Source organism: Pseudomonas sp. TE3728 (genome assembly GCF_056279145.1).
This window is the reverse complement of the sequence record NZ_JBWBQT010000001.1, coordinates 5,884,516-5,909,266: the sequence shown is the minus strand read 5'-3', so window position 1 is coordinate 5,909,266 and position 24,751 is coordinate 5,884,516. Positions and strand designations below refer to the sequence as shown.

Here is a 24,751-nt window from a genome sequence, read left to right as displayed (position 1 = left end):
CAAGGAGCGTTTTATGTCACTGCGCAAACAGTTGTTCCTGGCCATTTGCCTGTTCTTGCTGGTGGCTTTCAGCGGCAGTTTTTTTGTCAGCCTGGAGAGCTCTCGTGAGCAGGTGCTTAGCCAGTTACGCTCCCATGCCCAGGATGCCGCCACGGCGCTGGGCCTGTCATTGACGGCACAGATCGACGACCCGGCGATGATCGAATTGATGGTCAGCTCGATTTTCGACAGTGGTTATTTCAGCAGCATCCGGGTCATCGACATCGAAAATGAACAGGTGCTGGTGGAACGCAGCGCACCCGCGCAAATAGAAGGCGTTCCGCAGTGGTTTGTGAGCGTGGTCAATCTGCGCCCGCAAGGTGGTGACGCACTGATCACCCGTGGCTGGCAGCAGGCGGCGCGAGTCGAAGTGTTGAGCAATCCGCAATTCGCCTTGGCCAAACTCTGGGACAGCACCCTCGGCAGCCTGATCTGGCTACTGATTTGCGGACTGCTCAGCGCCGTGTTCGGTGGCTGGTTGTTGCGCCGGCAACTGCGCCCGCTCGACAACATGGTCAAACAGGCAGAAGCCATCAGCAAACGCGAATTCCGCAGTTTGCCGAAACTGCCACGCACGCCGGAACTCAAACGCGTAATGCTGGCCATGAATCAGATGGTCGAAAAGCTCAAGGCGCTGTTCGCCGAGGAGGCCGCGCGCAGTGAAAATCTGCGAGCCGAATCTTATCAGGACACCCTGACAGGCCTGGCGAACCGGCGCTTGCTGGATGAACAATTGGCCGACCAATTACTGGTTTCCGAGCAAAGCCGCGACGGTCATTTGCTGATGCTGCGGATCAATGACCTGATCGGCCTCAACCAACGCTTGGGCGGCCAGCGCACCGATGCCCTGATCAGTGCCGTCGGCGAATTGCTCAAGCGCCTGACGCAACCGCCGGAGCGTCGAACCTGGCTCGCGGCACGCAATCGCGGCGGCGAATTCAGCTTGTTGACCCCTGGCCTGGACAGCAAGGATGCTGCACGCGTGGCCAGCGAAATCAGCGCCACCCTGGAAAACCTGCGTCTTACCGGCGCCAGCGACTGTATGCCGGTGGCGCACCTGGGCGTGGTCGCCTATCACCCCGGCGAACCGGCGAGTGAGGTGCTGCTACGCCTCGATCAGGCGCTGACCCAGGCCCGGCAACATCCCGAGCGCCCCTGGGTATACCAGGCCCACGCCGATACCGCGCCGAACCATTCCCAACACGATTGGCGCAGCTGGATCGACGAGGCACTGACCGAGGGCAAGATGCAGTTGTATTTCCAACCGGTGGTGCAGTGCGCCGACACCAGCCAGGTGCTGCACCACAAAGTCCTCGCTCGCCTGCTCGATCCGCAGGGCGAGGCGATTGCCGCCGGGCATTTCCTGCCGTGGATCGAACGCCTTGGCTGGTCGGCGCGATTCGATCTGGCGATGCTCGAAACAACCCTCGAATACCTGGCCGCCAACCGTTGGCCCCTTGCGCTGAGTCTGTCCGGCAGTACCCTGCGCGATCAGGCGCAGCTGCAACATATCCTCGACCTGCTCGAATCACTGCCAGAACTCGCGCCGCTGCTGATCCTGGAAATCGACGAACGCCAACTGCCGCCCCCCGAAGAACTGCAACGCCTGAGCCACAGCCTGCTCAACACCGGTTACCGCATCGGGTTGCAGCATTTCGGCGGCAGCTTCAGCCAGATCGGCAACCTGACGCAACTGGGGCTGGCTTACCTGAAAATCGACGGAGCCTACATACGGGGTATCGATGAACAGACTGACAAGCGCCTGTTCATCGAGGCGATTTTCCGGGCGACCAACAGCATTGATTTGCCGTTGATTGCCGAGATGGTGGAAACGCAGGGCGAACTGGAGGTGATTCGGGAGCTGGGGTTGTTTGGGGTGATGGGTAGATTGATCGGGCCGCCGGAACCGATGTAGTTTTGCAACGCCCTATGTACAAGGTGTTCACCTGTTTTCATTCACAGTAGAATCCGCGCCATATATGTTCCCCGGAAACATCACCTCTGCCGCAGCCTGGCATCGGTCTACATGGAGGAAAGTCTGTGAAACTGATCAGGCTGGAGCTGGAAAACTATCGCTGCTTCCCCACACTCACTCTCGAGATCGATGAGCAACTGACTTTGTTGGTTGCCCGAAACGGCCAAGGCAAGACCAGCTTGCTGGATGCCATCAAAGTTGCATTGTGGCCCTACCTCCGTGGGTTTGACCTCGGTAGTACCACTAATGACATCACTGGCATACACCCAGACGATGTTTTTTTGCGCCCCGTCAAAGCGCATCAGATGGAACCTTCTCTCCCCTCTCGCCTGACCGCCCATGCTTTATTTCTGGAAAAGAAGTGGCAGTGGTCACGTCGCCGGGAAAGCATCCGAAAAGGTACACAAACCCGGGGGGATGCCGACGCCACCAGGCTAGAAGCCACAGCCGAAGTACTTGAAGTACAGATCTTTGACAGAGCGGTTTCCGGGCAACTGAAACCGTTCGACTTACCTGTTCTTGCTTACTACGGCACCGGACGGCTCTGGAGTCAGAAAAAACTGACGGCCGCTTTTGAAAAGGCCGAAAACGCTGAGTTTTCGAGGACCTATGGCTATCGCGATTGCCTTGACCCGGCCTCCAGCTATAAACACTTTGCCAAATGGTACACACGAATTTTCCGCAGCTATCGTGAAGAACAAATTCGTAATATTGAGCGTGGAAAGCTCAGCATTGACGTGAAGGATGAGTTCGCCCATCCGGTTCTAGCGGTGCAGAACGCAGTGAATGCTGTCCTGGCAACTCAAACAGGATGGCGAGATCTGGCCTACAGCAGTGAGTTCGCCGATCTGGTGCTAGAGCATCCAGTTCATGGAGTCCTGAAAGTCAGCCAACTCAGCGACGGGATTCGCAATATTGTCGCCCTGGCTGCCGACATTGCCTACCGCTGCGTCAAACTCAATCCTCACTTGGGTATCCTCGCCCCTCGTAAAAGTACTGGGGTCGTGTTGATTGACGAGGTCGACATGCACCTTCATCCGTCGTGGCAGCAAACCGTCATACCTGATCTGCTCGGGGCTTTCCCGTGTATCCAATTCATTGTGACGACACACAGTCCGCAGGTAATTACTTCAGTACCAGCACGCTGTATCCGAGTTCTACAAACCGTGACTGACGATGAAGGGCGTAGGGTCACCGTAAGTAATGTGGATCAACAGACTCAGGGCGTAGCCAGTTCGCAGGTGCTCGCGTACGTCATGGATATCGATCCAACGCCGGACAATGAACCGGCTCAAAAACTGAGTGAATATATGGCGCTTATCCAGCAGGAACTTCACGAGTCAGCAGAGGGTCTGGCTCTCCGAGAGTACCTGGATGAACATTTTGGCACTCAACATCCCAACATGCTTGACTGCCAACGGCTGATCAGACTGGAAATATTCAAACGTAAACAGCTGACAAAGCAGTAAGAAAAGGGAGTCAAGTACATGCGTAAGCTTGTTCGGGGTGAAGGACCACGCTGTCTTACCCGCTACAGCCATGGATTGCATAAGTGGTCGCTGGAGTCGCCGACGCCGCCGGAGCGTGAGCAGATCTGGGAGCATCTGCGAGCCATGCAAGATACTCGTTGCGCCTACTGCGAAGCCGATATCAGCAAACACACCAATGCGCACATCGAGCACTTTCGACAGCGACAAAGATATCGCCAAGGTACTTTCGATTGGAGCAATCTGTTTGGTTCATGTAAACGGGAGGAATCGTGTGGGAATTTCAAGGACCGGTGTCATCTCTACGATCACTCCGTCCTGATAAAGCCCGATGAAGACAACCCTGACGACTATTTCATTTTCGTCAGCGACGGAACAATTACACCACGTGCAGATCTAGATGCCCGGTTGCGCCATAGAGCAATCGAAACTTTACGCATCTTCAATCTGGATGCTGAAAACGGTGCGCTTCGTGAAATGAGGCGAGAAGCTGCGCGCCGCTACCGTGATACAGCCGAAGTACTTCAACAACTGTTTCTGGAGAACCCGGACAGCGAGGGCTTTCAGCAATTTCTTGAAGAGGAAATTCTGGAAACCGCCCAACTGCCCTTTGCAACGACGATTCGACATACGTTATCGATGAGCCTTTGACCGACAAACTTGCCGAATCCGTAATCAGGGCAAAAATACACCGACCTTTACAGACTCAGCGGGCTTGCAAAACGGTTCTGCTGTCAAGCTGACATCCTGAAACACAGCCGCTCAGGGCCGACGATCCTCGACCCGAACCTGACTCTTGCTCCAATCGGTCAGCAGGCTGTAAGCCACGGCCAGCAATGTCGGGCCGATGAACAAGCCGATAAATCCAAACGCGATCAACCCGCCAAACACCCCGAGCAGCACAATCACCAATGGCAAATTCCCGCCCCGGCTGATCAGGTACGGCTTAAGTACGTTGTCGACCCCGCTGATAATGAACGTCCCCCAACAGCCAAGGAACACCGCCATCCCGTACTCCCCTTTCCAGGCCAACCACGCCGTGGCTGGAATCCATACCAACGGCGGCCCCATCGGAATCAGGCTGAGCAGGAAGGTCACGATCCCCAGCACCAACGCCCCGGGTACACCGGCAATCAGGAAGCCGATCAACGCCAGAATAGCCTGAGCCGCCGCGGTGCCGATCACCCCATTGACCACTCGCTGCACGGTACCCGCCACCAGTTCGATGTAATAGCTGGCACGGTCACCGATCAGCCGCTCCAGCAGCCCATGAACAAACACCGCCAACCGTGGCCCGTCGCGGTAGAAAAAGAACACGAACACAATACTCAGCGTCAGCTCGAGAATCCCGCCGCCAATCTGCGCACTGCGCGCCAGCAACCAGTTACCGACCTGCCCCAGATAAGGCTTGATCGCCAGCATCATCGCCGCGCCTTGCTGATCGATGCTGTTCCAGATACCCACCAACCGCTCGCCGACCAAGGGAATACCGCCCAGCCAGGTCGGCGCCTCAGGCAGGCCATCGACCTGTATATCCTTGATGAGCGCCGTGGCATCGCGCACATGATCCGCCAGATTGAATCCCAGCCACACCAACGGCACCGCCACCAGCACCATCCAGCCGAGTGTCAGTAGCAGCGCCGCCAGGGATTCACGGCCATTGAGCCAACGGGTCAACAAACGCATCAGCGGCCAACTGGCAAACGCCAGCACCGCGCCCCAGAACAGCGCCGACCAGAACGGCGCCATCACCCAAAAGCTCGCGCCAAACAGCACCAGGAGCAGAATTTGCACCAACAGCCGATCGTTATTGAGCATGTAAGATCCTGAAAAAGTCAGCCGAAAAAATCAGTCAACAAAGAGTAGGCGAACGCTCGGCACGCGCTCGCTGAATGAAGCTTATCGCAACAGCTCGAAGTGCAGACCAGAGCCTTCGACGTTGCCGGTTTCCATCCGTGCCGCCCGTACGCCCTGGCCGATCAGCGCCTGACGCCAGGTTTCGGCATTGGGCCCCGAAACATTAACGCGCAGTGTGGTGTCCAGGTTCAGGCCTCGGGAAATCAGACGCAGCCAGGTTTCGTCCGGGTCGCCGCCGAGTTTGGGGAAATCGAGTTTTCCAGTGCTTTTTAGCTGTCGCAGCAAGGTCGCGGAAGTGGGCACCAAATCGCCCAATGGCGCAGCAGCGTCGAACTGCTCGACGTGCAGATAGGCTTTGCGATTGCCGCGAGTGATGCTGTAAAGCGCAACCAGTGTGTTGTCTTGAGGGGCCGCCAGACGCAGCAGTAGATAAGCCTGCTGATTATCGGCTCCATACAGCTTGGCGTTGCCGAAGACTTCATTGGCCCACAGGCTGCTTTCGCCACAATCCCGGGCCTGGCACCAGAACAGCAACTCGGCGCCCTGTTTCTGCAAGGCTTCGCGAGCGGTGGTGAAGGCATCGGTCGAGGAATGCTCCGGTGGCAACTCGTAAGTCACCGAGGTAGTTTGACCCCGGGCGGTGACTTGGCCGTCAAAGCGCAGCTGGCCACTGATCTTGCGGATAGAACCCAGCGGGTAGATCCGCTCAAGCTCGACAGCCGGGCGATAGTCGACGATCTGCGCATCGGCTATACGCGGCACGATCGGTAAGTCCTGACTGCCAGGGATATCAGCGGCAAACAACAGAGGACTGAAACAACACAGCGCCAGAAGACTGAGAGAACGCATGGATAGACTCATCGAATCAGCATGGCCTGGGCACCCTTGATGACACTGTCGTCATCGATGCGCTCGGGCACCAGTAGACCGCGTTGTACCGCAGGGCGTGCGTCCATGGTCGCCATCCAGCGCTGCAAGGCTGACAAGCCATCCACCGCGACACCGGACCATTCATGGCCACGTACCCACGGAAAAGTCGCGATGTCGGCAATGCTGTACTCACCCGCCAGAAACTCTACGGCTTGCAAACGCGTGTCGAGCACCTCATACAAGCGCCGGGTTTCATGTTGATAGCGGTCGATGGCGCCCTGGAGCTTTTCCGGAAAATAGCGGAAAAACACATTGGCCTGACCCTGCATCGGACCGATTCCGCCCATCTGGAACATCAGCCACTGCAGCACCACCGAGCGCCCTTTCGGGTCCTGGGGCAGCAGTTTGCCGGTCATCTCAGCGAGGTAAATCAGGATCGCACCGGACTCGAACACGGCGAAATCGCCATTGGCTCGGTCGACAATCGCCGGAATCCGCCCATTGGGATTGATCTTGAGAAAGTCCGGGGACTTCTGTTCCTTTTTGTCGAAACTCAAGGCATGCACCGTGTAGGGCAGGCCGAGTTCCTCGAGCACGATAGAGACCTTGTGGCCATTCGGGGTCGCAGCGGTGTACAGATCTATCATGGTTGTCTCCCATTTCAACCCGCCCAGCCTCGACAGTTGCCCGACGCAAGTCAAGGAATGGCGAAGAACCGATTGAAACAGTCTGCGACAAGGTCTGCACCGGATTCGTCATTCAGGTGCAAATGATGGCCGCCAGGCAACTGTTCCCGGCTAAAGGGTAGACGCTCCAGCAACTCTGGATGTTTGGCGAGCATTCCGTCAGCTGCAACCACCAGGTGTGCGGGACAACCGACACGCTGGACGAAGGCCATCGCCTGTTCCGTGGTCAGACGTAGCGGCGATGGCAGGGTCAGGCGGTTATCGGTGCGCCAGGTATAACCGCCCGGCACCGGCATCAAGCCGCGCTGGGCCAGCAGTTCGGCGGCTTCGCGACTGACCGCCACCAAGCCTTTCATTCGTGCTTCGATGGCGCGGTCGAGGGTGTTGTAGACCGGCTTGCGTTTTTCCCGCAGATCCAGCTGGGCTTGCAGGGCCATGCCCATGCGCTCGGCGGCGTTTTCGCCTTTGTCTGTAGGAGGAATGACGCCATCGATCAAGGCCAGATGCGTGACCCGCTCCGGCAACGACCCGGCCAGCACCAGCGAGACGATCGCCCCCAGGGAATGCCCCAGCAGCGCAAAACGCTTCCATCCCAATTGCTCGGCCACTTGCAGCACATCGTGAGCGTAGTCCCACAACGCATAACCGGCGCCGTTCGGCCGATGCCCCGAGTGACCATGCCCGGCCATGTCCAGCGCGATGATGCGCAAGCCTTTGAGCTTGGGCGCCAGCCGGGCAAAGCTGTTGGCGTTGTCCAGCCAGCCGTGCAAGGCGATCACCGGCAAGCCGTCCTCGGGACCGAACAGGTGCGCCGCCAATTCGATATGCGGCAGGCTCAGGCGAACTTCTTCGACGACGCTGTTCATGCGCAATCCTGTTGGCGGCGACCTTCCCAGCGACTGAACAGATTCTTCAGCAGCGTGGCCGTGTCTTGTGGACGTTCGAGGGGAAACATATGGCCACCGGGCATGGTCAAGGACTCACCCAGGGGCATGCGCCCGACGGAACGGGCGTGATGACGCATCACCACGCGGCTCTTGTGCCCGCGAACCACCGCCAGTGGCACCTTCAACTGCCGTGCACGGCCGGGGCTGGTGTGGGGCACACCGCGGTAGATGCTGATTTCCGTGGCCGGGTCAAAACGCAGCCGCAGCTTGCCGCCGACAGTGTGCAAACCATGTTGAAGATAGGCCTCGAAGCATTCCGGATCGAAGCCACGAAACAGGGTTTTACCGGCGAAATACAATCGGGCTGCGTCCAGATCGGCAAACTCTTCCCGTCGTCCCAACGTACGGCCGGCGGGGGTCAGGCGATCGATGAAACCGAAGCGCTTGGCGGCACGGATCACCCATTGATCGGTGCGGGTCAGCACCGGCGAATCGAGCATCACCACGCCGCGATACAGCTCGGGGCAACGCAAGGCTGCGTGCAGGTGCAGGACGCCGCCAAAGGAGTGACCGACGCCCCAGACCGGTTCCGGTTGCTGCTTGAGGTGATGAATCAGTTCGTCCACCAGATTGTTCCAGTTGTCGTCCGCCGGAAAACGCGGGTCATGGGCGTGCTGCTCCAGATGCGTCACCTGATACTCGGGCGCCAGCGCCGCGAACAACTTGCCGTAGGTCCCCGAAGGAAAGCCATTGGCGTGGGCGAAAAATATCTGTTGCGACATACCTGCAAATCCATGAGCGAGAACGGGGGTTGATTGTCCGTAAGACGGAGTCCTGCAGCAATGACCATAACTGCCAGGAATGGTGGTAGGAGATGTCGCCGCCAAAATTAAAAGATCAATAGATCGCAGGCTTCGCCAGCTCCTACAGGGTGTACGCCATCCAGTGTAGGAGTTGCCGAAGGCTGCGATCTTTTGATCTTGCTGCTTCAACGCGCCGGCGGGTTCTCACCCAATGGCACCACCGCCATGGTCAGCCGCGATACGCAACTGGCCTTGCCCTCATCGCTGGTCAGGCGAATATCCCAGACATGCGTCGTGCGCCCGATGTGAATCGCCTTGGCCACCGCCGTCACTCGCCCACTGCGCAGGCCGCGCAAATGGTTGGCGTTGATTTCCAGGCCCACGCAATAAAACTTGCTGGCGTCGATGCACAGGTAACTGGCCATCGAGCCGACGGTTTCGGCCAACACCACCGAGGCGCCGCCGTGCAGCAAACCAAAGGGCTGATGCGTGCGATGGTCGATGACCATACTGGCAGTCAGGGACTCGTCATCGAAGGCTTCAAAGCGAATATCCAGCACTTCGCTGATGGTATTTTTCCCGATTGCGTTCAACTGCTCGACGTTGGGAATGGTGCGCCACAGACTCATCGTTACGTTCCTTTGCTGGAGTTGTTCGTGGCTCAATCCTGCCATAGCACCGCCTCACTACGCTCGCTCCATTCTTCAAAGCGCGCACCGTAAGCCGCTTCGATCATGTTGCGCTTGATCTTCAGGGTCGGTGTCAGGAAGCCGTTTTCCACCGCCCAACTGTCCTTGACCACCACCAATCGACGCAAGCGCTCATGCTTGTCGAGGACGCCGTTGACTTCCTCCAGCAATTTTTCCAGGCTTGAATGCAAGCCCGCCCGGGTCGATCCCTTCGCGTCCTGCTGACCGACCGCCGACAACACGCACAACCCCAGCGGTGCGCTCAGCCCATCGCCAACCACACACACCTGTTCGATCCGCGCATGCACCGCCAGGCGATTTTCAATCGGTGCGGGGGCGACGTATTTGCCTTTGCTGGTTTTGAAAATTTCCTTCAGGCGCCCGGTCAGGCGCAGGTTGCCTTCGGCGTCTTCCTCGCCCTTGTCGCCGGTGCGCAGGTAACCGTCCTCAGTGATGGCTTCGGCGGTTTTCCCAGGTTCCTTGAAATAGCCGAGCATGGTCGCGCCGCTGCGCACCAGAACTTCGCCAGACGGTTCGATGCGCACTTCGACTTCCGGGCATGGCTTGCCGATCCAGCCAGATTTGTTCTGACCCGGCTGGCCGATGTGGGAATAACCGCAGCTTTCGGTCATGCCGTACACCTCCAGCACATCCAGCCCCAGTTTTCGATACCAGAGCAGCAAGGTCTGCGGCACGGGCGCCGCACCGGACAAGGCGATGCGCAAGGCGTCCAGCCCCAGCCCGGCAAGGACTTTGTGCCCTACCCGTTTGCCAATGAAGGGCAAATCGAGCAGGAAGTCGAGGCGTTTAGCCGGGATCTTGCTGTAGACGCCCATCTGGAATTTGGTCCAGATTCGCGGCACGCCGAACAGCGCGGTCGGCCGGGCACGTTTTAGATCAGTGAGAAAGGTATCGAGGCTCTCGGCAAAAAATACCGTTTGCCCGGTATAAATCGACGCCAACTCGACAAACATCCGTTCGGCGACATGGCACAGCGGCAGGTAGGACAGCAGACGATCCGACTCATTCAAGCCGAACAACTGAGTGCCACGAGTGGTGGCAAAGCCCAAGTTGCCGAAATTGTGCATCACGCCTTTGGGTTGGCCCGTGGTGCCAGAGGTGTAAATGATGGTCGCCAGCTGATCGGCGGCGGGTTTTGGGTCGTCCTGAATCGGCGAACTGCGCTGCAGATCGGTCCAGCTGAAATCGAAGGTGCCGGCCGGGCACAGCGGCAGGCTGATGGTTGGCAGATCGGACCTGACCCCGGCGGACATGCCCGGCCAGTCATCCAGCTTGCCAATGAACACCAGTGCTGCTTCGGAATGATCGAGCACTTGGGCCACGGAATCGGCGGTCAGATTGGGATACAGCGGCACCGAGACATGCCCGGCCATCCAGATCGCCAAGTCGGCGATGATCCAGTGGGCGCAGTTTTTCGAGATCAGTGCGATGTGGCTGCCTTGCGGCAATTCGCGAGCCCGCAGCCAGTGGGCGGCACAGCGCGCCTGATGGCCGACGTCGGCCCAGGTCAGCGTCTCGACCTGACCGCCCCCCGTCGGCTGCACCAGAAAGCGTTGGCGGGGATGACGGGCTTCACGCTCGTAGAAGGCGTCCAATGGCAAACGGGAAGCAGCAGACATGCGACTTGCTCCTTTATTTTTTGTCTGGAGCAAGCGTAGTCAACCAAGCAAGTGCTTGGTTAAATTATTTGAGGTAAAGCAAGATCAAAAGATCGCAGCCTTCGGCAGCTCCTACGCGCCTGTGGGCGCTGCCGCAGGCTGCGATCTTTTGACGTTAAGGGTGCTTGATGCCGTTGAGCTTCATCGACCCGATCAGCAGTTCATTGTTCTCAAGCTCGGCCAGGCCGGCGGTGCTGACTTTTTCCGATGGATGGCCGGCACCGTGCTGCAGATAGCTCAGCAAGTTGCCCACCAGCGGATTGTGACTGACCAACAGGACTTCACTCACCGATACGAGCTGCTCCGCCACCTTGTCCGGATCGGTATCCGGGGTCAGCCAGTCGACGGTGCGGATCTCCGGTGCGAAATTGAGCGCCGCACGCACAATTTCTGCCGTCTCCTGCGCTCGCTGATAAGGACTGGCATAAATGGCGGTGAGTGGCTTGCCCATCAAATAGGCGGCAGCACGCAACACCTCTTCACGGCCATGGGCGGTCAATTTCCGCTCGGAGTCGGGGCGAGTACCGTGAGGTTCGGCTTCACCATGACGCAATACCCAGAGTTTCATAGCTTCGGTTCCTCATCTCGGGCCGGGTGCGGTGCTGGCGCCACAACGTGCGGAGCTTCACCTTCCGGTGTACGCGGCGTCGGCCAATCGGCGAACGGCCAGGGCTTCTGGTCGCTGTGAAAGCTGCCGAAACGACCGATCTGCGCCAGAAACTGGCTCAGACTGTCGCCGAAATTCATCAAGCTGGCGCTCGGGGCGCCATAAATCAAACGATAGATCAGCTGCACAAACACCACCGCACCGAGGATCAATTGCGCCACTTGCCAGACCAGCACATAGACAATCATCCACAGCACCCGCAACAGGATGGATTCGTACTTGGCTTCTACCTTCGGATCATTCATGTTTCGCTCCCTGCCCTGTAGATGGGGTATTTAGTTGAAACCGCTGGTGGAGATAAAATCGACGTCGGTTTTAGGCTCGGCACGCATCAGTAGACCGATGACCTGCTCCAGCGTGCGCCCTTCGAAGAGGATGGCATGCAATCCGGCGACCAGCGGCATATACACGCCGGCTTCCTGCGCCTTGGCCTTGAGTACCTTCAGGGTGTTCACGCCTTCGGCGACTTCGCCAAGACGCGTCACCGCATCCTCAAGGCTCAAACCCTGGCCGAGGGCAAACCCGACCTGATAATTCCGGCTTTTGGGCGACGAGCACGTCACGATCAAGTCGCCCACGCCCGCCAGCCCAAGGAACGTCATCGGGTTGGCACCCTGATTCACCGCGAAGCGGGTCATTTCCGCCAATGCCCGGGTGATCAGCATGCTCTTGGTGTTTTCACCCATGCCCAACGCCACCGCCATGCCGGCGATGATCGCGTAAACGTTTTTCAACGCCCCGCCCAACTCCACGCCATAGCGGTCGGCGCTGGCGTACACACGAAAGGTCTTGCCGTGCAGCGCTTCCTGGACCCGTTGGCAAAGCGCTTCGTCTTCGCTGGCGACCACAGTGGCGGTCAGCGCGTGTTCGGCGATTTCACGGGCCAGATTCGGGCCCGACAGCACGCCGATGCGCGCTTGCGGGGCGATTTCTTCAAGGATCTCGCTCATCAGCTTGAACGTATGGGCTTCGATGCCTTTGGTCAGGCTCACCAGCAGTTTGCCGCTCAAACGTTCGGCGTGAGGGACCAGCACCGAGCGCAGCGCGCTGGACGGCAGCGCGACGAAGCACAGGTCGCAGGCCTCCAGGGTGGCTTGCAGGTCTGTGACCGCTTCCACTGCCGGAAGAATCTTGATGCCTTTGAGGTAACGCGGGTTCTCACGATTGACCCGAATGGCCTCGGCCTGTTCCGGGTCGCGCATCCAAAGCCGGACCTGATGCCCATTCTCGGCCAACAGATTAGCCACGGCGGTACCAAAACTTCCGCCTCCCAGGACCGCAATTGGGCGCTGTTCAGTCATATGCAATCCGTTAATCCATACCAGTGGCGATGCCGGCATTATACGGAGCGGCCCGGTTGCGGCCAGCCCCAGCATCAATTACCGACACTTGTAGGAAGAAGACCAAGAAAACCGAGGAAAATGCCCATAACGTGACTGGAAAAGTCTTTGCGCTCGGTTAACATGCGCGCCAACTAACCGCTATCAAGGCCGTGCCGTGTCTTTTGGCTTTCCCCGTGCTCGCTCGCCGCTGGTATTGGCGCTGATCTTCAGCTCGCCATTGCTGGCCGACGATCTGTTCCTCGACAATGATCCGCTGCCGCAAGTGCTGACCGCGACGCGCCTGAAGCAATCGCCTGCGGCCGTGCCAGGAAGCATGACGGTGATCGACAGTGAACTGATCAATGCCAGCGGCGCGCGGGACATCAGCGAGCTGCTGCGGCTGGTGCCGGGGATGATGGTCGGTAATATCAACGGCAATCAGGCGGCGGTGAACTATCACGGCACCAATGCCAGCGAAGCGCGGCGCATGCAGGTGTTGATCGACGGCCGCTCGGTGTACCGCGCCGGCCTGGCCACGGTGGACTGGAGTGATATTCCGGTGGCCATGGAAGACATCGAGCGCATCGAGGTTTTCCGTGGCCCGAACACCGTCAGCTACGGCGCCAACGCGCTGATGGCGGTGGTCAATATCATCACCCGTAAACCGGCCGACAGCCACGGCACGCGGCTGAAAGTCACCCGTGGCCAGCGCGGTATCAATGATTTCTACGCCAGCCAGGGCATGGGTTGGGACAGCGGCGACTTGCGTCTGTCGTTGTCCGGCCAACAAGATGACGGCTTCGACTCGGATCGCACCGGCGCCAATTACCGCGACAGCCGTCGCTTGAACCGCTTCAGCCTCGCCGTCAGCCAGACGCTCAATGACAACCAGAGCATCGACTGGCAACTGAATGCCAAGGACGGGACCAACCAGCGGCCCTATACCTACCGTCCGGTGTTCTCAGGGATTACCGCCGCGGGGAACAATTCCGACGTCATCGCCAAGGATTATGCTGGCTCGCTGCGCTGGAATCTGGACATCAATCCCGATCACAGCCTTTATATTCAAGGCTCCGCGCAACACTGGGACCGCCAGCAAACCTGGCGTGCCTGTGATGCCGAGGTCTCGTTCAGCCCGGAACTGACCCAACTTTGGCAGCTCAATCCCAATTACACCGAACGTCTGGCGCGCAACATGGACCGCTACACCGCTTCGGGCGCACCGGCAGGAACTGCGGCTGAACGTGCGCTGGGCAATCAGGTACTGAGGCAATGGCAAAACGGCGCCCGGCAAACTCTCTGCGGCGACATTGACCAGAGCGCCAGGGAATCGCGCTACGACCTCGAGCTGCAAGACACGCTCAGCCTGTCCGACAGTCTGCGGCTGGTCAGCGGCATGAACTATCGTTACGACCGGGCCAACTCCGAGACCTACTTCAATGGCACGCTCGACGACACCACCTGGCGGGCGTTCGGCCAACTCGAGTGGCGCGCCACCGAACACTGGTTGTTGCAGGGCGGTGCGATGTACGAAGACACGCACTTGACCGGCAACTCGCTGACCCCGCGGGTGGCGGTCAATTACCTGATCAACCCGCGCCACGGCTTGCGCGCGGTGTATTCGGAAGCCATCCGTTCGCCGGACATGTTCGAGAACAACGTCAACTGGAGCTACCAGGTCACCAACCTGAAACCCAGTGCCTACGGCCAGTCCAGCGCCCGTTATTTCGTCAAGACCCGTGGCCCGGGCGACCTCGAACAGGAACGCATGCGCTCCCGGGAATTGGGTTACAACGGCTACTTCGCAGAGTGGGGGCTGGCGGTCGATGTGAAGCTGTTCTACGACGAAATCACCGGCATGATCAGCGAACCGCTGCGCAACAACCAATACATCGCCAGCAACTCGAACAGCTCGCGCTTCAGCGGGACTGAAACCCAACTGGATTGGCGCGTCAGCAGCACCGATCGTCTGCGCCTGACCTATGCCTACGTCGATGCCGAGGCCAGCAACCCGCTGGATGCACAACAGACTGCGCGCAACAGCGGCTCCGCCGGTTGGCTTCGCAACTGGGGCCTGGGCTGGAACAGCGCGCTCTTCTACTATGGTGCCGACGCCCTCAATGGCTATCGCTTCGAACGGGTCGACACCCGCATCGCCAAACGCATCGGTTTGGGCAAAGCCAATCTGGAGCTGGCCGGGGTCCTCCAGCAACGCCTCGACAATCAGCCCACCACCTTCGTCGACAACAACTACGACGATCGCCGGGTGCTCTACTTCAGCGCGGAGCTGGAGTTCTAAGATGCAACATCGCCCGCCACCGAAGACGCCAACCCTTGGCCGCCTGCTGGCGGGGTTGTGCCTGGTGTTTATCGGGCTGCTGTGCAATCTGCCGGCACGGGCCGCCGACATTCTGCTGACTGGCGCCGAGGACAATCCCGGCGTGCAGTCTTTCGTTCAAGCCCTCAGCGAGTTGCGCCCCACCGACAATGTGCGCTTCCAGCCTGTCGCCAGCCTGCCGGCGCCAAGCCAACTGCCCGTCGGCATCCGCCTGGTTCTACTCGACTTGCCCAGCCTCGACTGGCGCTTGCAAGACGCCCAAGGCCCGGCGACGCTGGTGTTGCGCATCAGTCGTTTGCAAGCCCATCAACGCTTGGGCAATGTCCTGCCATCGCACCTGAGCCTGCTCTGGAGCGATCCGCCGCTGGAGCGACAGTTGCGCCTGACCCGACTGCTCCTGCCTGAGGCCCGCCGGGTCGGTGTGCTTTTCGACAGCCACAGCGAATTCCTTTTGAAAGAACTGCGTCAGGCTGCCCTGCCCCTGGGCCTTGAAGTGGTCACCGAGCGTTGGGATAACACCCATGACAGCCGCCCCTTACAGGCCCTGCTGAAAAACAGTGACGTGCTGTTGGGCCTGGACGACCCTGATCTGTACAACCCGAAAACCGTGAAAAACTTGCTGCTCAGCAGCTATGCCCGGCAACTGGCGTTGATCGGTCCCAACGCAGCCTTTGTCAGGGCCGGTAGCCTGGCCAGTACTTACAGCGACCAGAACGATTGGCTGAAGATTCTCGACGAACTGCTCGACCGCCCCTCGAGCACCTGGCCACGCGCACTTTATCCGCAACACTTCAAGGTCTTAAGCAACCCGCAAGTGGCTCGTTCACTGAGTATTGAACCGATGAATGAAGCCTCTGTCGCAACACAGCTGGCCGAAGGAGAACGCCGCCCATGACCTTCCGTCGCGGTTGGGACATCAATACCCGCACCCAGATCATCAGCCTCGGCCCGGCCCTGTTGCTGACCTTGCTGCTGATCAGTTTTTTTACCTTCGTGCGAATCCAGGACCTGCGTCAGGAACTCAATCACACCGGTCAGCTGATCGCCAATCAACTGGCGCCGGCCACCGAATACGGGGTGATTTCAGGCAACAACGAGGTGCTCGAAAGTTTGCTCAAGGCAACCCTGGCCACGCCCAACGTACGCTTTCTGGAAGTACAGGACAGCGCCAACCGGATTCTGGTGTATGTCGAGCAACCGTCGGAAGCGCACAACCGCTCGCATCAAGTCGAAGTGTTCCAGGCGCCGGTGCGCCTGCAACGCATCGCGCTCAACAATGACTTTTTCCAAAACAGTCGTACCGTTGCCAGTGCACCGGGCGAGGATTATCTGGGCCGGGTGATCGTCGGCCTGTCCAATGACGCGTTCAACCAGCGCCAGCAGGAAATCCTCTTCAAGGCCGGGATCCTGGCCTTGTTCGCTCTGCTGTTTACATTTCTGCTGGCTCGGCGCCTGGCCAGCAGCCTGTCTCAACCGATCCACGACATCGGCAATGCGGTCAAGGCGATCCAGGAAGGCGACTACAAAACGCCCCTGCCGATTGTCGACGACACCGAACTGGGCGCCCTGTCGCAACACATCAACAACCTTGCCCAGGGCCTTGAGCAAGCCAGTCGCGAACAGCATCAGGCCATGGCGCAATTGATCCAGACCCGCGAAGAAGCGGAAAAGGCCAACAACGCCAAATCCGATTTCCTGGCGATGATGAGTCACGAGTTGCGCACGCCGATGAATGGCGTGCTGGGCATGCTGCAACTGCTGGAAACCACCGAGATGACCGAGGAGCAGATCGAGTACGCGGCGCTGGCCTCGGAATCCACCGAACACCTGCTCAAAGTGATCAACGACATTCTCGATTTCTCGCGCATCGAGCGCTCGGAACTGGAGCTGGAACATATTCCGTTTAACCTCGCAGACCTGATCAGCAGCTGCGCCCAGTCGTTCCAGCACAGCGCGGTGCAACGCGGGCTAGACATGCAACTGCGGATCCCCGAAGACATGCGCGCCCTTCAGGTTCAGGGCGATCCAACGCGAATCCGGCAGATTCTGGTCAATCTGGTCGGCAACGCGCTGAAGTTCACCGAACGGGGCCGCGTCACGATCGAACCGCAGTGGCAGTCCCTGGATCATGAACTGCTGTGGTTCACCTGCACCGTACGCGACAGCGGAATCGGCATTCCGCCCGCTAGCCTGGAGTTGATGTTCAACGCGTTCCAGCAGGCCGACAGTTCTATTTCAAGACGTTACGGCGGAACCGGGCTGGGGCTGCCGATTGCCCGCACCCTGGCTGAGCGGATGGGTGGCACCTTGCGCGCGCAGAGCGAAGAAGGCGTTGGCTCGGTGTTCACCCTGGAAATCCCTTTGGCGCTGTATAAGCAGCCACTACCGGTGCTAACCCCGCGAGGGCATACCGGCGATGACCACGGCGAAGGTCGCAATGTGCTGCTGGTGGAGGACAACCCGGTCAACCGCACCGTTGTCGAAGCAATGTTGCGCAGTCTGGGCTTTACTGTCAGCGTCGTCACCGATGGTGCACAGGCAGTGCGCAGTGCCAAGAGTCTGACTTTCGAAGCAATTCTGATGGACTGCCGATTGCCGGTCATCGACGGCTACGAGGCCACCCGACAGATTCGTCGATTGCCCGGCTGTGCTGACGTGCCGATCATCGCCCTGACGGCCAATGCCTTGCAGGGCGACCGCGAAGCCTGTTTATCAGCGGGAATGAACGATTACCTGGCCAAGCCCTTCAAACGCACTGATCTGCAGCAAATTCTGCAGCGATGGGTGCAGTAGAACAGGCCATTCGGCTATCTGCGACTGGCGTGAACGACGAAAGTGCGGCAGTCTTAGGCACCCGAACAGGCCCGAAAAGGGGCTTGAATAATAATTTCAGTGCACAAGTGTACATTCATGTCCTTGGTGCTGTGACTTTCACCACAACGCAATAGTCTATGAGTAGGCTGCTGACTCGAGGCATGAACGCTTCGATCGGCCGGGAAGATTCGCCCCACCCTGCCGCATGGACTATTGAGGAGCTTGCATGACCAAACAAAACGCCTTTACTCGGGAAGACCTGCTGCGCTGCAGTCGTGGTGAGCTGTTCGGCCCAGGTAACGCGCAATTGCCCGCCCCGAACATGCTGATGGTCGATCGCATCACCCATATCAGCGAAGAGGGTGGCAAGTACGGCAAAGGTGAATTGGTCGCCGAGCTGGATATCACTCCGGACCTGTGGTTTTTCGCCTGCCACTTCGAAGGTGATCCGGTGATGCCGGGCTGCCTGGGTCTCGACGCCATGTGGCAACTGGTTGGCTTCTTCCTCGGCTGGCAAGGTCTGCCGGGCCGCGGTCGCGCCCTGGGTTCCGGCGAAGTGAAATTCTTTGGCCAAGTACTGCCGACCGCCAAGAAAGTCACCTATAACATCCATATCAAACGTGTCCTGAAGGGCAAGCTGAACATGGCTATCGCCGATGGTTCGGTGACCGTTGACGGCCGCGAAATCTACACCGCCGAAGGCCTTCGGGTCGGCGTTTTCACCTCCACTGACAACTTCTAAGGGTTATTCGCATGCGCCGCGTCGTTATCACTGGTCTGGGCATCGTTTCGTGCCTGGGCAATGACAAAGAGACCGTCTCCGCTAACCTGCGTGCAAGCCGCCCTGGCATCCGGTTCAACCCGGAATATGCTGAAATGGGTCTGCGTAGCCAGGTTTCCGGCTCCATTGACCTTCCCCTCGAAGAGCTGATCGATCGCAAGATCTATCGCTTCGTCGGCCATGCGGCGGCTTACGCCTACCTGGCCATGAAAGATGCCATCGCAGACTCCGGCCTGACCGAAGAGCAGGTTTCCAACGTGCGTACCGGCCTGATCGCCGGTTCCGGTGGCGCGTCGACCTTGAACCAGATGGAAGCGCTGGACATCCTGCGCGAAAAAGGCGTCAAACGCGTAGGCCCGTACCGAGTCACGCGGACCATGGGCAGCACCGTTTCGGCTTGCCTGGCGACGCCGTTCAAGATCAAGGGTGTGAATTACTCGATCTCCTCCGCGTGCGCCACCAGTGCTCACTGCATCGGTAACGCTGTGGAGCAGATCCAGTTGGGCAAGCAGGACATCGTGTTCGCCGGCGGCGGTGAAGAAGAACACTGGAGCCAATCGTTCCTGTTCGACGCCATGGGCGCCCTGTCCAGCCAGTACAACGAGACCCCGGAAAAAGCTTCCCGTGCCTACGACGCCAAGCGTGACGGTTTCGTCATCGCCGGCGGTGGCGGCATGGTCGTGGTCGAAGAGCTGGAACACGCTCTGGCCCGCGGCGCGAAGATCTACGCGGAAATCGTTGGCTACGGCGCGACCTCCGACGGCTACGACATGGTCGCCCCAAGCGGCGAAGGCGCCATCCGCTGCATGCAGATGGCCATGGCCACCGTCGACACTCCGATCGACTACCTGAACACCCACGGCACCTCGACTCCGGTCGGCGACGTCATGGAAATGAAAGGTGTGCGTGAAGTGTTCGGCGACAAGGCTCCAGCCATCAGCTCCACCAAGAGCTTGTCGGGTCACTCCCTGGGCGCCGCCGGCGTTCACGAAGCGATCTACTGCCTGCTGATGATGGAAGGCAACTTCATGGCGGGTTCCGCCAACATCGACGAACTGGACCCGGAAGTGGCAGACATGCCAATCCTGACCAAGACTCGCGAAGACGCCACCATCAACACCGTAATGAGCAACAGCTTCGGCTTCGGTGGCACCAATGCCACGCTGGTACTGAAGCGCTGGCAGGCGTAGGAGCTGCCGCAGGCTGCGATCTTTTGATCTTTAGCGCCCGTTAAGACGCTGAAAAGATCGCAGGCTTCGCCAGCTCCTACAGGTTTCGCATAAACCTGATAGAGCCCCACACAAAAACGCCCCGACTGGTTCGGGGCGTTTTTTTTGCGCCTGAAACATGGGGGAAACATCACGATCCTTGTGGGAGCGGGCTTGCTCGCGAAGAGGCAGTGTCATCCGACACATCTTGCCTGACACACCGCTTTCGCGAGCAAGCCCGCTCCCACAAAGATTACAGCGATCAACAAAAAACGCGGTTTTCTGCCTTGTGAACATGAAACATTTGTCATGAAACTCAATGGCCTGCGACTGAATGTCGCGTATTTCGCGGGCTGCAGGACTTTTGCCGATTCTGCAAGAATGGGTTGCCGAACTCTGCCGTTTACTTAGCCAGCTAACAAAACATATAACGGAGGCCTGCACACACCTTGCTGCAGATAACAGAGATTGGAGCTAGCAGATGACTGTAAAAGTAACTGAACGCGACGATTCACATATGTCCCATGAAGGCATCGCCGCCGGTATCCGCATCTGGGATGTACATCAACAAGACCTGTTGGTCGGGATGTTTCATTCCGAGACCGAAGCCCACAAATACAAGGCCGAACTTGAAACACTGGAACAGCAGCGCGAAGCGCGTTCTGCATAATGACCGCATTGAAAACGACAAACCCCGCCATGAGCGGGGTTTGTCGTTGTTGCAGTCTCTAACGGCTTACCACATCAGATCGTCAGGAATCTGATAGGCCGCGTATGGATCGTCTTCGGCGCTGACTTCTTCTGTCTTCACATTCAGCTGCACGATGCGCTGTGGATCGCGCTCCTGAATCTTCAGGGCCGCTTCACGAGGGATCACTTCGTAACCGCCAGCATGATGCACGATCGCCAGCGAACCGCTGCTGAGCTTATTGCGCATCAGCGTGTTGACGGAGATGCGCTTGACCTTCTTGTCGTCGACGAAGTTGTAGTAGTCCTCGGTGGTCAACCTGGGCAGGCGCGAGACTTCGATCAATTGCTTGACCTGGGCGGCGCGGGCCTTCGTTTCGGCTTTCTCCTGCTGCTGACGGTTCAGCTCCTGGTCGCGCTTGACCTTCTCGGCCATGGCTTCCTGAGCGGCACGCTGCTGGGAGTCATCGAGTTCAATCTGACCTTTGTGGGCCAGACGTTGCTGCTTCTGCTTCTCTTTGCCGACCTGTTTGGCCTGCTTTTGGTTGACCAGCCCTGCTTTGAGCAACTGGTCGCGAAGGGATAGGCTCATGGTGCTTATTTCTCACTTAGGCAACTGCTCAACCGCAGCTGGGCAAATTCTTTTCCTGACGTTTGGCTTCGCCCCACAAGGCGTCCAACTCTTCGAGGGTGCAATCTTCTATGGGACGGTGGGTGTCGCGCAATGCCTGTTCGATAAATCGGAAGCGTCTTTCAAACTTTGAGTTCGCGCTGCGCAGTGCGGTTTCCGGATCGACCTTGAGGTGTCGCGCCAGATTGACCACGGAAAACAGCAGGTCGCCGACTTCATCGGCAATCGCTGCCGAGTCATTGTCGGCCATGGCTTCGAGCACTTCATCGAGCTCTTCGCGCACCTTGTCGAGTACCGGCAAGGCGTCCGGCCAGTCGAAACCGACCTGCCCTGCGCGCTTCTGCAGTTTTGCCGAACGGGACAGCGCCGGCAACGCAGCAGGCACATCGTCGAGCAAGGACAACTGCTGCGGCGCCGAAGACTTCTCGGCGCGCTCTTCAGCCTTGATCTCTTCCCAGCGTTGCTTGACCTGCTCTTCATTCAGGCGCGGGATGTCCAGCGGTGCATACAAATCACCGGTAGGAAACACGTGAGGATGACGGCGGATCAGTTTGCGCGTGATGCTGTCGACTACGCCATCGAACTCGAAACGCCCTTCTTCCCGGGCCAGCTGGCTGTAATAAACCACCTGGAACAACAAGTCGCCCAACTCACCCTGTAAATGATCGAAGTCCCCGCGCTCGATCGCATCGGCGACTTCGTAGGCTTCTTCCAGGGTATGCGGGACGATGGTCGCGTAGGTTTGCTTGATGTCCCACGGGCAGCCGTATTGCGGGTCGCGCAGACGGTTCATCAGGTGCAGCAAGTCTTCAAGTGAATACATCTGTCATCTCGTTCAACGGTGTATCTGACAAATCAAATCCCTGTAGGAGCTGCCGAAGGCAGCGATCTTTTGATGTTCAAGATCAAGATCAAAAGATCGCAGCCTTCGGCAGCTCCTACACGGGAGACCGATCACCGCTTAGGGCGTGCGGTTACGGCGGGTTTCGATGATGTTCGGCAACTGGGAAATCCGCCCCAGCAACCGCCCCAGCGCATCCAGCCCCGGAATCTCGATGGTCAGGGACATCAACGCCGTGTTGTCCTCTTTGTTCGAACGGGTGTTGACCGCCAGCACATTGATCCGCTCATTGAGCAGCACCTGCGACACATCACGCAGCAGACCGGAACGGTCGTAGGCGCGAATGATGATGTCCACCGGATAGGTGAGCACCGGCACCGGGCCCCAGCTGACCTGGATGATCCGCTCCGGCTCACGCCCGGCCAGTTGCAGCACCGAGGCGCAGTCCTGACGGTGAATGCTCACGCCACGGCCTTGGGTGATGTAACCGACGATCGCATCCCCCGGCAGCGGCTGGCAGCAGCCGGCCATCTGGGTCATCAGGTTGCCGACGCCCTGGATCTGAATGTCGCCACGCTTGCCCGGTTTGTAGCCGGTGGCTTTGCGCGGGATCAGTTCCAGCTGTTCGTTGCCGCGTTCCGGCTCGACCAGTTGCTGCGCCAGATTCACCAATTGCGCCAGGCGCAAATCGCCTGCGCCCAATGCAGCGAACATGTCCTCGGCGGTCTTCATGTTGGCCTTCTCGGCCAGCTTGTCGAAGTCCACTTGCGGCAGGCCGAGGCGATTGAGTTCGCGCTCGAGCAAGGTTTTACCGGCCGCGACGTTCTGATCGCGGGCCTGCAATTTGAACCAGTGAACGATCTTCGCCCGCGCCCGCGAGGTGGTGATGTAACCCAGGTTCGGGTTCAGCCAGTCGCGGCTCGGCGTGCCGTGCTTGCTGGTGATGATCTCGACCTGTTCACCGGTTTGCAGGCTGTAGTTGAGCGGTACGATCCGCCCGTTGATCTTGGCGCCGCGGCAGTTGTGACCGATTTCGGTGTGTACGCGGTAGGCGAAGTCCAGCGGTGTCGCGCCCTTCGGCAAGTCGATGGCGTGACCGTCCGGGGTGAAGATATAGACCCGGTCCGGCTCGATATCGACCCGCAGTTGTTCGGCAAGGCCACCAATATCACCCAGCTCTTCGTGCCACTCGAGCACCTGACGCAGCCAGGAGATTTTCTCTTCATAGTGGTTCGAGCCGGACTTGACGTCGGTGCCCTTGTACTTCCAGTGCGCGCAAACCCCCAACTCGGCTTCTTCGTGCATGGCATGGGTGCGGATCTGCACTTCCAGCACTTTGCCTTCAGGGCCGATCACCGCAGTGTGCAGCGAGCGGTAGCCATTCTCCTTCGGGTTGGCGATGTAGTCGTCGAACTCTTTCGGGATATGCCGCCACAGGGTGTGGACGATGCCGAGCGCTGTGTAGCAGTCGCGCATTTCCGGCACCAGCACGCGAACCGCGCGCACGTCGTAGATCTGGCTGAACTCCAGCCCCTTGCGCTGCATTTTGCGCCAGATTGAATAGATATGTTTGGCCCGACCGCTGATGTCCGCATCGACGCCGGTGGCCTGCAACTCGTCTTTGAGTTGGGTCATCACGTCAGCGATAAAGCGCTCGCGATCCAGCCGTCGCTCGTGGAGCAACTTGGCGATCTGCTTGTACTGGTCAGGCTCAAGATAGCGGAAGGACAAGTCCTCCAGCTCCCACTTGATGTGACCGATACCGAGGCGGTGGGCGAGCGGCGCGTAAATGTCGAACACTTCACGGGCTACGCGGTTGCGCTTCTCGTTGTCGGCGGTTTTCACCGCGCGGATCGCGCAGGTGCGTTCAGCCAGTTTGATCAGCGCGACGCGCACGTCGTCGACCATGGCCACGAGCATTTTGCGCAGGTTCTCGACCTGGCCCTGAGTACCCAGCACCAGGGATTGACGGGGGCTCAGGCTGGCGCTGATCGCCGCCATGCGCAACACGCCGTCGATGAGTTTGGCGACCACCGGACCGAAGCGCTGGCTGACCGCCGGCAACTGGATCTGGCCTTCGCGCACGCCGCGGTACAAGACTGCCGCGACCAACGAATCCTGATCGAGTTTGAGGTCGGCGAGAATCTCGGCGATCTCAAGGCCCGTACGGAAACTCGAGGTCCCTTCGGACCACAGATTCTTCGCCGCATTGGCTTGTTGTTCGGCCTCGCGAGCGAACTCGCAGGCTTCCTTCAAGGCTTCGCGATCCAGTGCCAGATCGACACTGACCGCATGATCGAGCCAAGCCTCGAGGTTGATACTGCCGTCAGTATTGATCGGCTGGTGTGCTCTCACCTGTACCATCTTGCTTTACCTTCCCTACGACGCAGATTCAATGCGTCAAATCGCTGACCTTCGCTGCCCGTGTGCACTCGCGGGGCTAAGACGAATGCGCTTTGCACGAGCGGGTCAGTCGGACCAGACGAGCCG

22 protein-coding genes are annotated in these 24,751 nt (G+C 59.0%); 9 read left to right on the top strand and 13 right to left on the bottom strand.

Annotation, left to right across the window (positions count from 1 at the left end):
- The first annotated feature begins 13 nt into the window (after nucleotides 1-13).
- The 3 genes from lapD (at nucleotide 14) to ptuB (ending at nucleotide 4,152) form a co-directional block, all read left to right on the top strand.
- On the top strand, nucleotides 14-1,954 hold the full coding sequence (gene lapD / locus ACZ89R_RS26025; RefSeq protein ID WP_429547657.1) for a cyclic di-GMP receptor LapD: 1,941 nt from the start codon (nucleotides 14-16) through the stop codon (nucleotides 1,952-1,954).
- Between the two features lie 125 nt (nucleotides 1,955-2,079).
- The gene (locus ACZ89R_RS26020; RefSeq protein ID WP_429547658.1) at nucleotides 2,080-3,483 is read left to right on the top strand and encodes an AAA family ATPase; all 1,404 of its coding nucleotides are present in this window, start codon (nucleotides 2,080-2,082) and stop codon (nucleotides 3,481-3,483) included.
- 18 nt (nucleotides 3,484-3,501) lie between these two features.
- Nucleotides 3,502-4,152: a retron Ec78 anti-phage system effector HNH endonuclease PtuB gene (gene ptuB / locus ACZ89R_RS26015; protein WP_429547659.1), complete on the top strand. Its 651-nt coding sequence runs from the start codon at nucleotides 3,502-3,504 to the stop codon at nucleotides 4,150-4,152.
- Nucleotides 4,153-4,263: 111 nt separating this feature from the next.
- On the opposite strand, the gene ACZ89R_RS26010 is transcribed toward ptuB, so the two are convergent.
- From ACZ89R_RS26010 to ACZ89R_RS25965, 10 genes are all read right to left on the bottom strand, one after another.
- Entirely contained in the window at nucleotides 4,264-5,319 is a 1,056-nt protein-coding gene (locus ACZ89R_RS26010) for an AI-2E family transporter (RefSeq protein ID WP_429547660.1), read from the bottom strand.
- Nucleotides 5,320-5,400: 81 nt separating this feature from the next.
- Nucleotides 5,401-6,207 (bottom strand): DUF4892 domain-containing protein, encoded by an 807-nt coding sequence (locus ACZ89R_RS26005; protein WP_429547661.1) that lies wholly within the window; start codon nucleotides 6,205-6,207, stop codon nucleotides 5,401-5,403.
- Nucleotides 6,208-6,215: 8 nt separating this feature from the next.
- Nucleotides 6,216-6,875, bottom strand: coding sequence for a glutathione S-transferase family protein (locus ACZ89R_RS26000; RefSeq protein WP_192345660.1), 660 nt, complete (start codon nucleotides 6,873-6,875; stop codon nucleotides 6,216-6,218).
- Between the two features lie 50 nt (nucleotides 6,876-6,925).
- On the bottom strand, nucleotides 6,926-7,780 hold the full coding sequence (locus ACZ89R_RS25995) for an alpha/beta hydrolase (RefSeq protein WP_123495929.1): 855 nt from the start codon (nucleotides 7,778-7,780) through the stop codon (nucleotides 6,926-6,928).
- A complete protein-coding gene (locus ACZ89R_RS25990; protein ID WP_429547662.1) occupies nucleotides 7,777-8,583 on the bottom strand; it encodes an alpha/beta fold hydrolase in 807 nt (268 codons plus the stop codon). Before ACZ89R_RS25990 ends, ACZ89R_RS25995 begins: the two co-directional genes overlap by 4 nt.
- A gap of 206 nt (nucleotides 8,584-8,789) precedes the next feature.
- Nucleotides 8,790-9,233, bottom strand: coding sequence for a hotdog fold thioesterase (locus ACZ89R_RS25985; RefSeq protein WP_192345657.1), 444 nt, complete (start codon nucleotides 9,231-9,233; stop codon nucleotides 8,790-8,792).
- Between the two features lie 32 nt (nucleotides 9,234-9,265).
- Nucleotides 9,266-10,933, bottom strand: a complete 1,668-nt coding sequence (locus ACZ89R_RS25980; protein WP_429547663.1) for an AMP-binding protein — start codon at nucleotides 10,931-10,933, stop codon at nucleotides 9,266-9,268.
- A 154-nt stretch (nucleotides 10,934-11,087) separates the two neighbouring features.
- Nucleotides 11,088-11,540, bottom strand: coding sequence for a phosphohistidine phosphatase SixA (gene sixA, locus ACZ89R_RS25975; protein WP_429547664.1), 453 nt, complete (start codon nucleotides 11,538-11,540; stop codon nucleotides 11,088-11,090).
- A complete protein-coding gene (locus ACZ89R_RS25970; protein ID WP_008011673.1) occupies nucleotides 11,537-11,884 on the bottom strand; it encodes a DUF4389 domain-containing protein in 348 nt (115 codons plus the stop codon). The genes sixA and ACZ89R_RS25970 overlap by 4 nt, the downstream gene beginning before the upstream one ends.
- A gap of 30 nt (nucleotides 11,885-11,914) precedes the next feature.
- The gene (locus ACZ89R_RS25965) at nucleotides 11,915-12,940 is read right to left on the bottom strand and encodes an NAD(P)H-dependent glycerol-3-phosphate dehydrogenase (RefSeq protein ID WP_123495919.1); all 1,026 of its coding nucleotides are present in this window, start codon (nucleotides 12,938-12,940) and stop codon (nucleotides 11,915-11,917) included.
- A 196-nt stretch (nucleotides 12,941-13,136) separates the two neighbouring features.
- Between ACZ89R_RS25965 and ACZ89R_RS25960 the strand changes: the two genes are divergently transcribed.
- From ACZ89R_RS25960 to ACZ89R_RS25935, 6 genes are all read left to right on the top strand, one after another.
- The gene (locus tag ACZ89R_RS25960) at nucleotides 13,137-15,260 is read left to right on the top strand and encodes a TonB-dependent receptor plug domain-containing protein (protein WP_429547665.1); all 2,124 of its coding nucleotides are present in this window, start codon (nucleotides 13,137-13,139) and stop codon (nucleotides 15,258-15,260) included.
- A 1-nt stretch (nucleotide 15,261) separates the two neighbouring features.
- A complete protein-coding gene (locus ACZ89R_RS25955; RefSeq protein WP_429547666.1) occupies nucleotides 15,262-16,194 on the top strand; it encodes an ABC transporter substrate-binding protein in 933 nt (310 codons plus the stop codon).
- Entirely contained in the window at nucleotides 16,191-18,092 is a 1,902-nt protein-coding gene (locus tag ACZ89R_RS25950; protein WP_429547667.1) for an ATP-binding protein, read from the top strand. Before ACZ89R_RS25955 ends, ACZ89R_RS25950 begins: the two co-directional genes overlap by 4 nt.
- Before the next feature lie 247 nt (nucleotides 18,093-18,339).
- Nucleotides 18,340-18,855 carry a 3-hydroxyacyl-[acyl-carrier-protein] dehydratase FabA gene (fabA, locus tag ACZ89R_RS25945; RefSeq protein ID WP_007899046.1) on the top strand — a complete coding sequence of 172 codons (516 nt, stop codon included), beginning with the start codon at nucleotides 18,340-18,342 and terminating at the stop codon, nucleotides 18,853-18,855.
- An 11-nt stretch (nucleotides 18,856-18,866) separates the two neighbouring features.
- Nucleotides 18,867-20,084: a beta-ketoacyl-ACP synthase I gene (gene fabB, locus ACZ89R_RS25940; protein WP_008074958.1), complete on the top strand. Its 1,218-nt coding sequence runs from the start codon at nucleotides 18,867-18,869 to the stop codon at nucleotides 20,082-20,084.
- A 499-nt stretch (nucleotides 20,085-20,583) separates the two neighbouring features.
- On the top strand, nucleotides 20,584-20,772 hold the full coding sequence (locus tag ACZ89R_RS25935) for a hypothetical protein (RefSeq protein WP_008011665.1): 189 nt from the start codon (nucleotides 20,584-20,586) through the stop codon (nucleotides 20,770-20,772).
- 66 nt (nucleotides 20,773-20,838) lie between these two features.
- Here ACZ89R_RS25935 and ACZ89R_RS25930 read toward each other — a convergent pair whose 3' ends face one another.
- From ACZ89R_RS25930 to relA, 3 genes are all read right to left on the bottom strand, one after another.
- Nucleotides 20,839-21,381, bottom strand: a complete 543-nt coding sequence (locus tag ACZ89R_RS25930; protein WP_429547668.1) for a DUF2058 domain-containing protein — start codon at nucleotides 21,379-21,381, stop codon at nucleotides 20,839-20,841.
- 28 nt (nucleotides 21,382-21,409) lie between these two features.
- Nucleotides 21,410-22,243, bottom strand: a complete 834-nt coding sequence (mazG, locus tag ACZ89R_RS25925) for a nucleoside triphosphate pyrophosphohydrolase (RefSeq protein ID WP_429547669.1) — start codon at nucleotides 22,241-22,243, stop codon at nucleotides 21,410-21,412.
- Nucleotides 22,244-22,381: 138 nt separating this feature from the next.
- Entirely contained in the window at nucleotides 22,382-24,625 is a 2,244-nt protein-coding gene (relA, locus tag ACZ89R_RS25920) for a GTP diphosphokinase (RefSeq protein WP_429547670.1), read from the bottom strand.
- Nucleotides 24,626-24,751 lie beyond the last annotated feature (126 nt).

Excerpts from the sequence above, each read along its gene's own strand:
- ACZ89R_RS25950 (WP_429547667.1), top strand. The coding sequence starts at position 16,191 with ATGACCTTCCGTCGCGGTTGGGACATCAATACCCGCACCCAGATCATC.
- relA (WP_429547670.1), bottom strand. The coding sequence starts at position 24,625 with ATGGTACAGGTGAGAGCACACCAGCCGATCAATACTGACGGCAGTATC.
- lapD (WP_429547657.1), top strand. The coding sequence starts at position 14 with ATGTCACTGCGCAAACAGTTGTTCCTGGCCATTTGCCTGTTCTTGCTG.
- ACZ89R_RS25955 (WP_429547666.1), top strand. The coding sequence starts at position 15,262 with ATGCAACATCGCCCGCCACCGAAGACGCCAACCCTTGGCCGCCTGCTG.
- ACZ89R_RS25930 (WP_429547668.1), bottom strand. The coding sequence starts at position 21,381 with ATGAGCCTATCCCTTCGCGACCAGTTGCTCAAAGCAGGGCTGGTCAAC.
- ACZ89R_RS25990 (WP_429547662.1), bottom strand. The coding sequence starts at position 8,583 with ATGTCGCAACAGATATTTTTCGCCCACGCCAATGGCTTTCCTTCGGGG.
- ACZ89R_RS25995 (WP_123495929.1), bottom strand. The coding sequence starts at position 7,780 with ATGAACAGCGTCGTCGAAGAAGTTCGCCTGAGCCTGCCGCATATCGAA.
- mazG (WP_429547669.1), bottom strand. The coding sequence starts at position 22,243 with ATGTATTCACTTGAAGACTTGCTGCACCTGATGAACCGTCTGCGCGAC.
- ACZ89R_RS25935 (WP_008011665.1), top strand. The coding sequence starts at position 20,584 with ATGACTGTAAAAGTAACTGAACGCGACGATTCACATATGTCCCATGAA.
- fabB (WP_008074958.1), top strand. The coding sequence starts at position 18,867 with ATGCGCCGCGTCGTTATCACTGGTCTGGGCATCGTTTCGTGCCTGGGC.
- ACZ89R_RS25970 (WP_008011673.1), bottom strand. The coding sequence starts at position 11,884 with ATGAATGATCCGAAGGTAGAAGCCAAGTACGAATCCATCCTGTTGCGG.
- sixA (WP_429547664.1), bottom strand. The coding sequence starts at position 11,540 with ATGAAACTCTGGGTATTGCGTCATGGTGAAGCCGAACCTCACGGTACT.
- ACZ89R_RS26005 (WP_429547661.1), bottom strand. The coding sequence starts at position 6,207 with ATGCGTTCTCTCAGTCTTCTGGCGCTGTGTTGTTTCAGTCCTCTGTTG.
- fabA (WP_007899046.1), top strand. The coding sequence starts at position 18,340 with ATGACCAAACAAAACGCCTTTACTCGGGAAGACCTGCTGCGCTGCAGT.
- ACZ89R_RS25980 (WP_429547663.1), bottom strand. The coding sequence starts at position 10,933 with ATGTCTGCTGCTTCCCGTTTGCCATTGGACGCCTTCTACGAGCGTGAA.
- ACZ89R_RS25985 (WP_192345657.1), bottom strand. The coding sequence starts at position 9,233 with ATGAGTCTGTGGCGCACCATTCCCAACGTCGAGCAGTTGAACGCAATC.
- ACZ89R_RS26010 (WP_429547660.1), bottom strand. The coding sequence starts at position 5,319 with ATGCTCAATAACGATCGGCTGTTGGTGCAAATTCTGCTCCTGGTGCTG.
- ACZ89R_RS26000 (WP_192345660.1), bottom strand. The coding sequence starts at position 6,875 with ATGATAGATCTGTACACCGCTGCGACCCCGAATGGCCACAAGGTCTCT.
- ptuB (WP_429547659.1), top strand. The coding sequence starts at position 3,502 with ATGCGTAAGCTTGTTCGGGGTGAAGGACCACGCTGTCTTACCCGCTAC.
- ACZ89R_RS25965 (WP_123495919.1), bottom strand. The coding sequence starts at position 12,940 with ATGACTGAACAGCGCCCAATTGCGGTCCTGGGAGGCGGAAGTTTTGGT.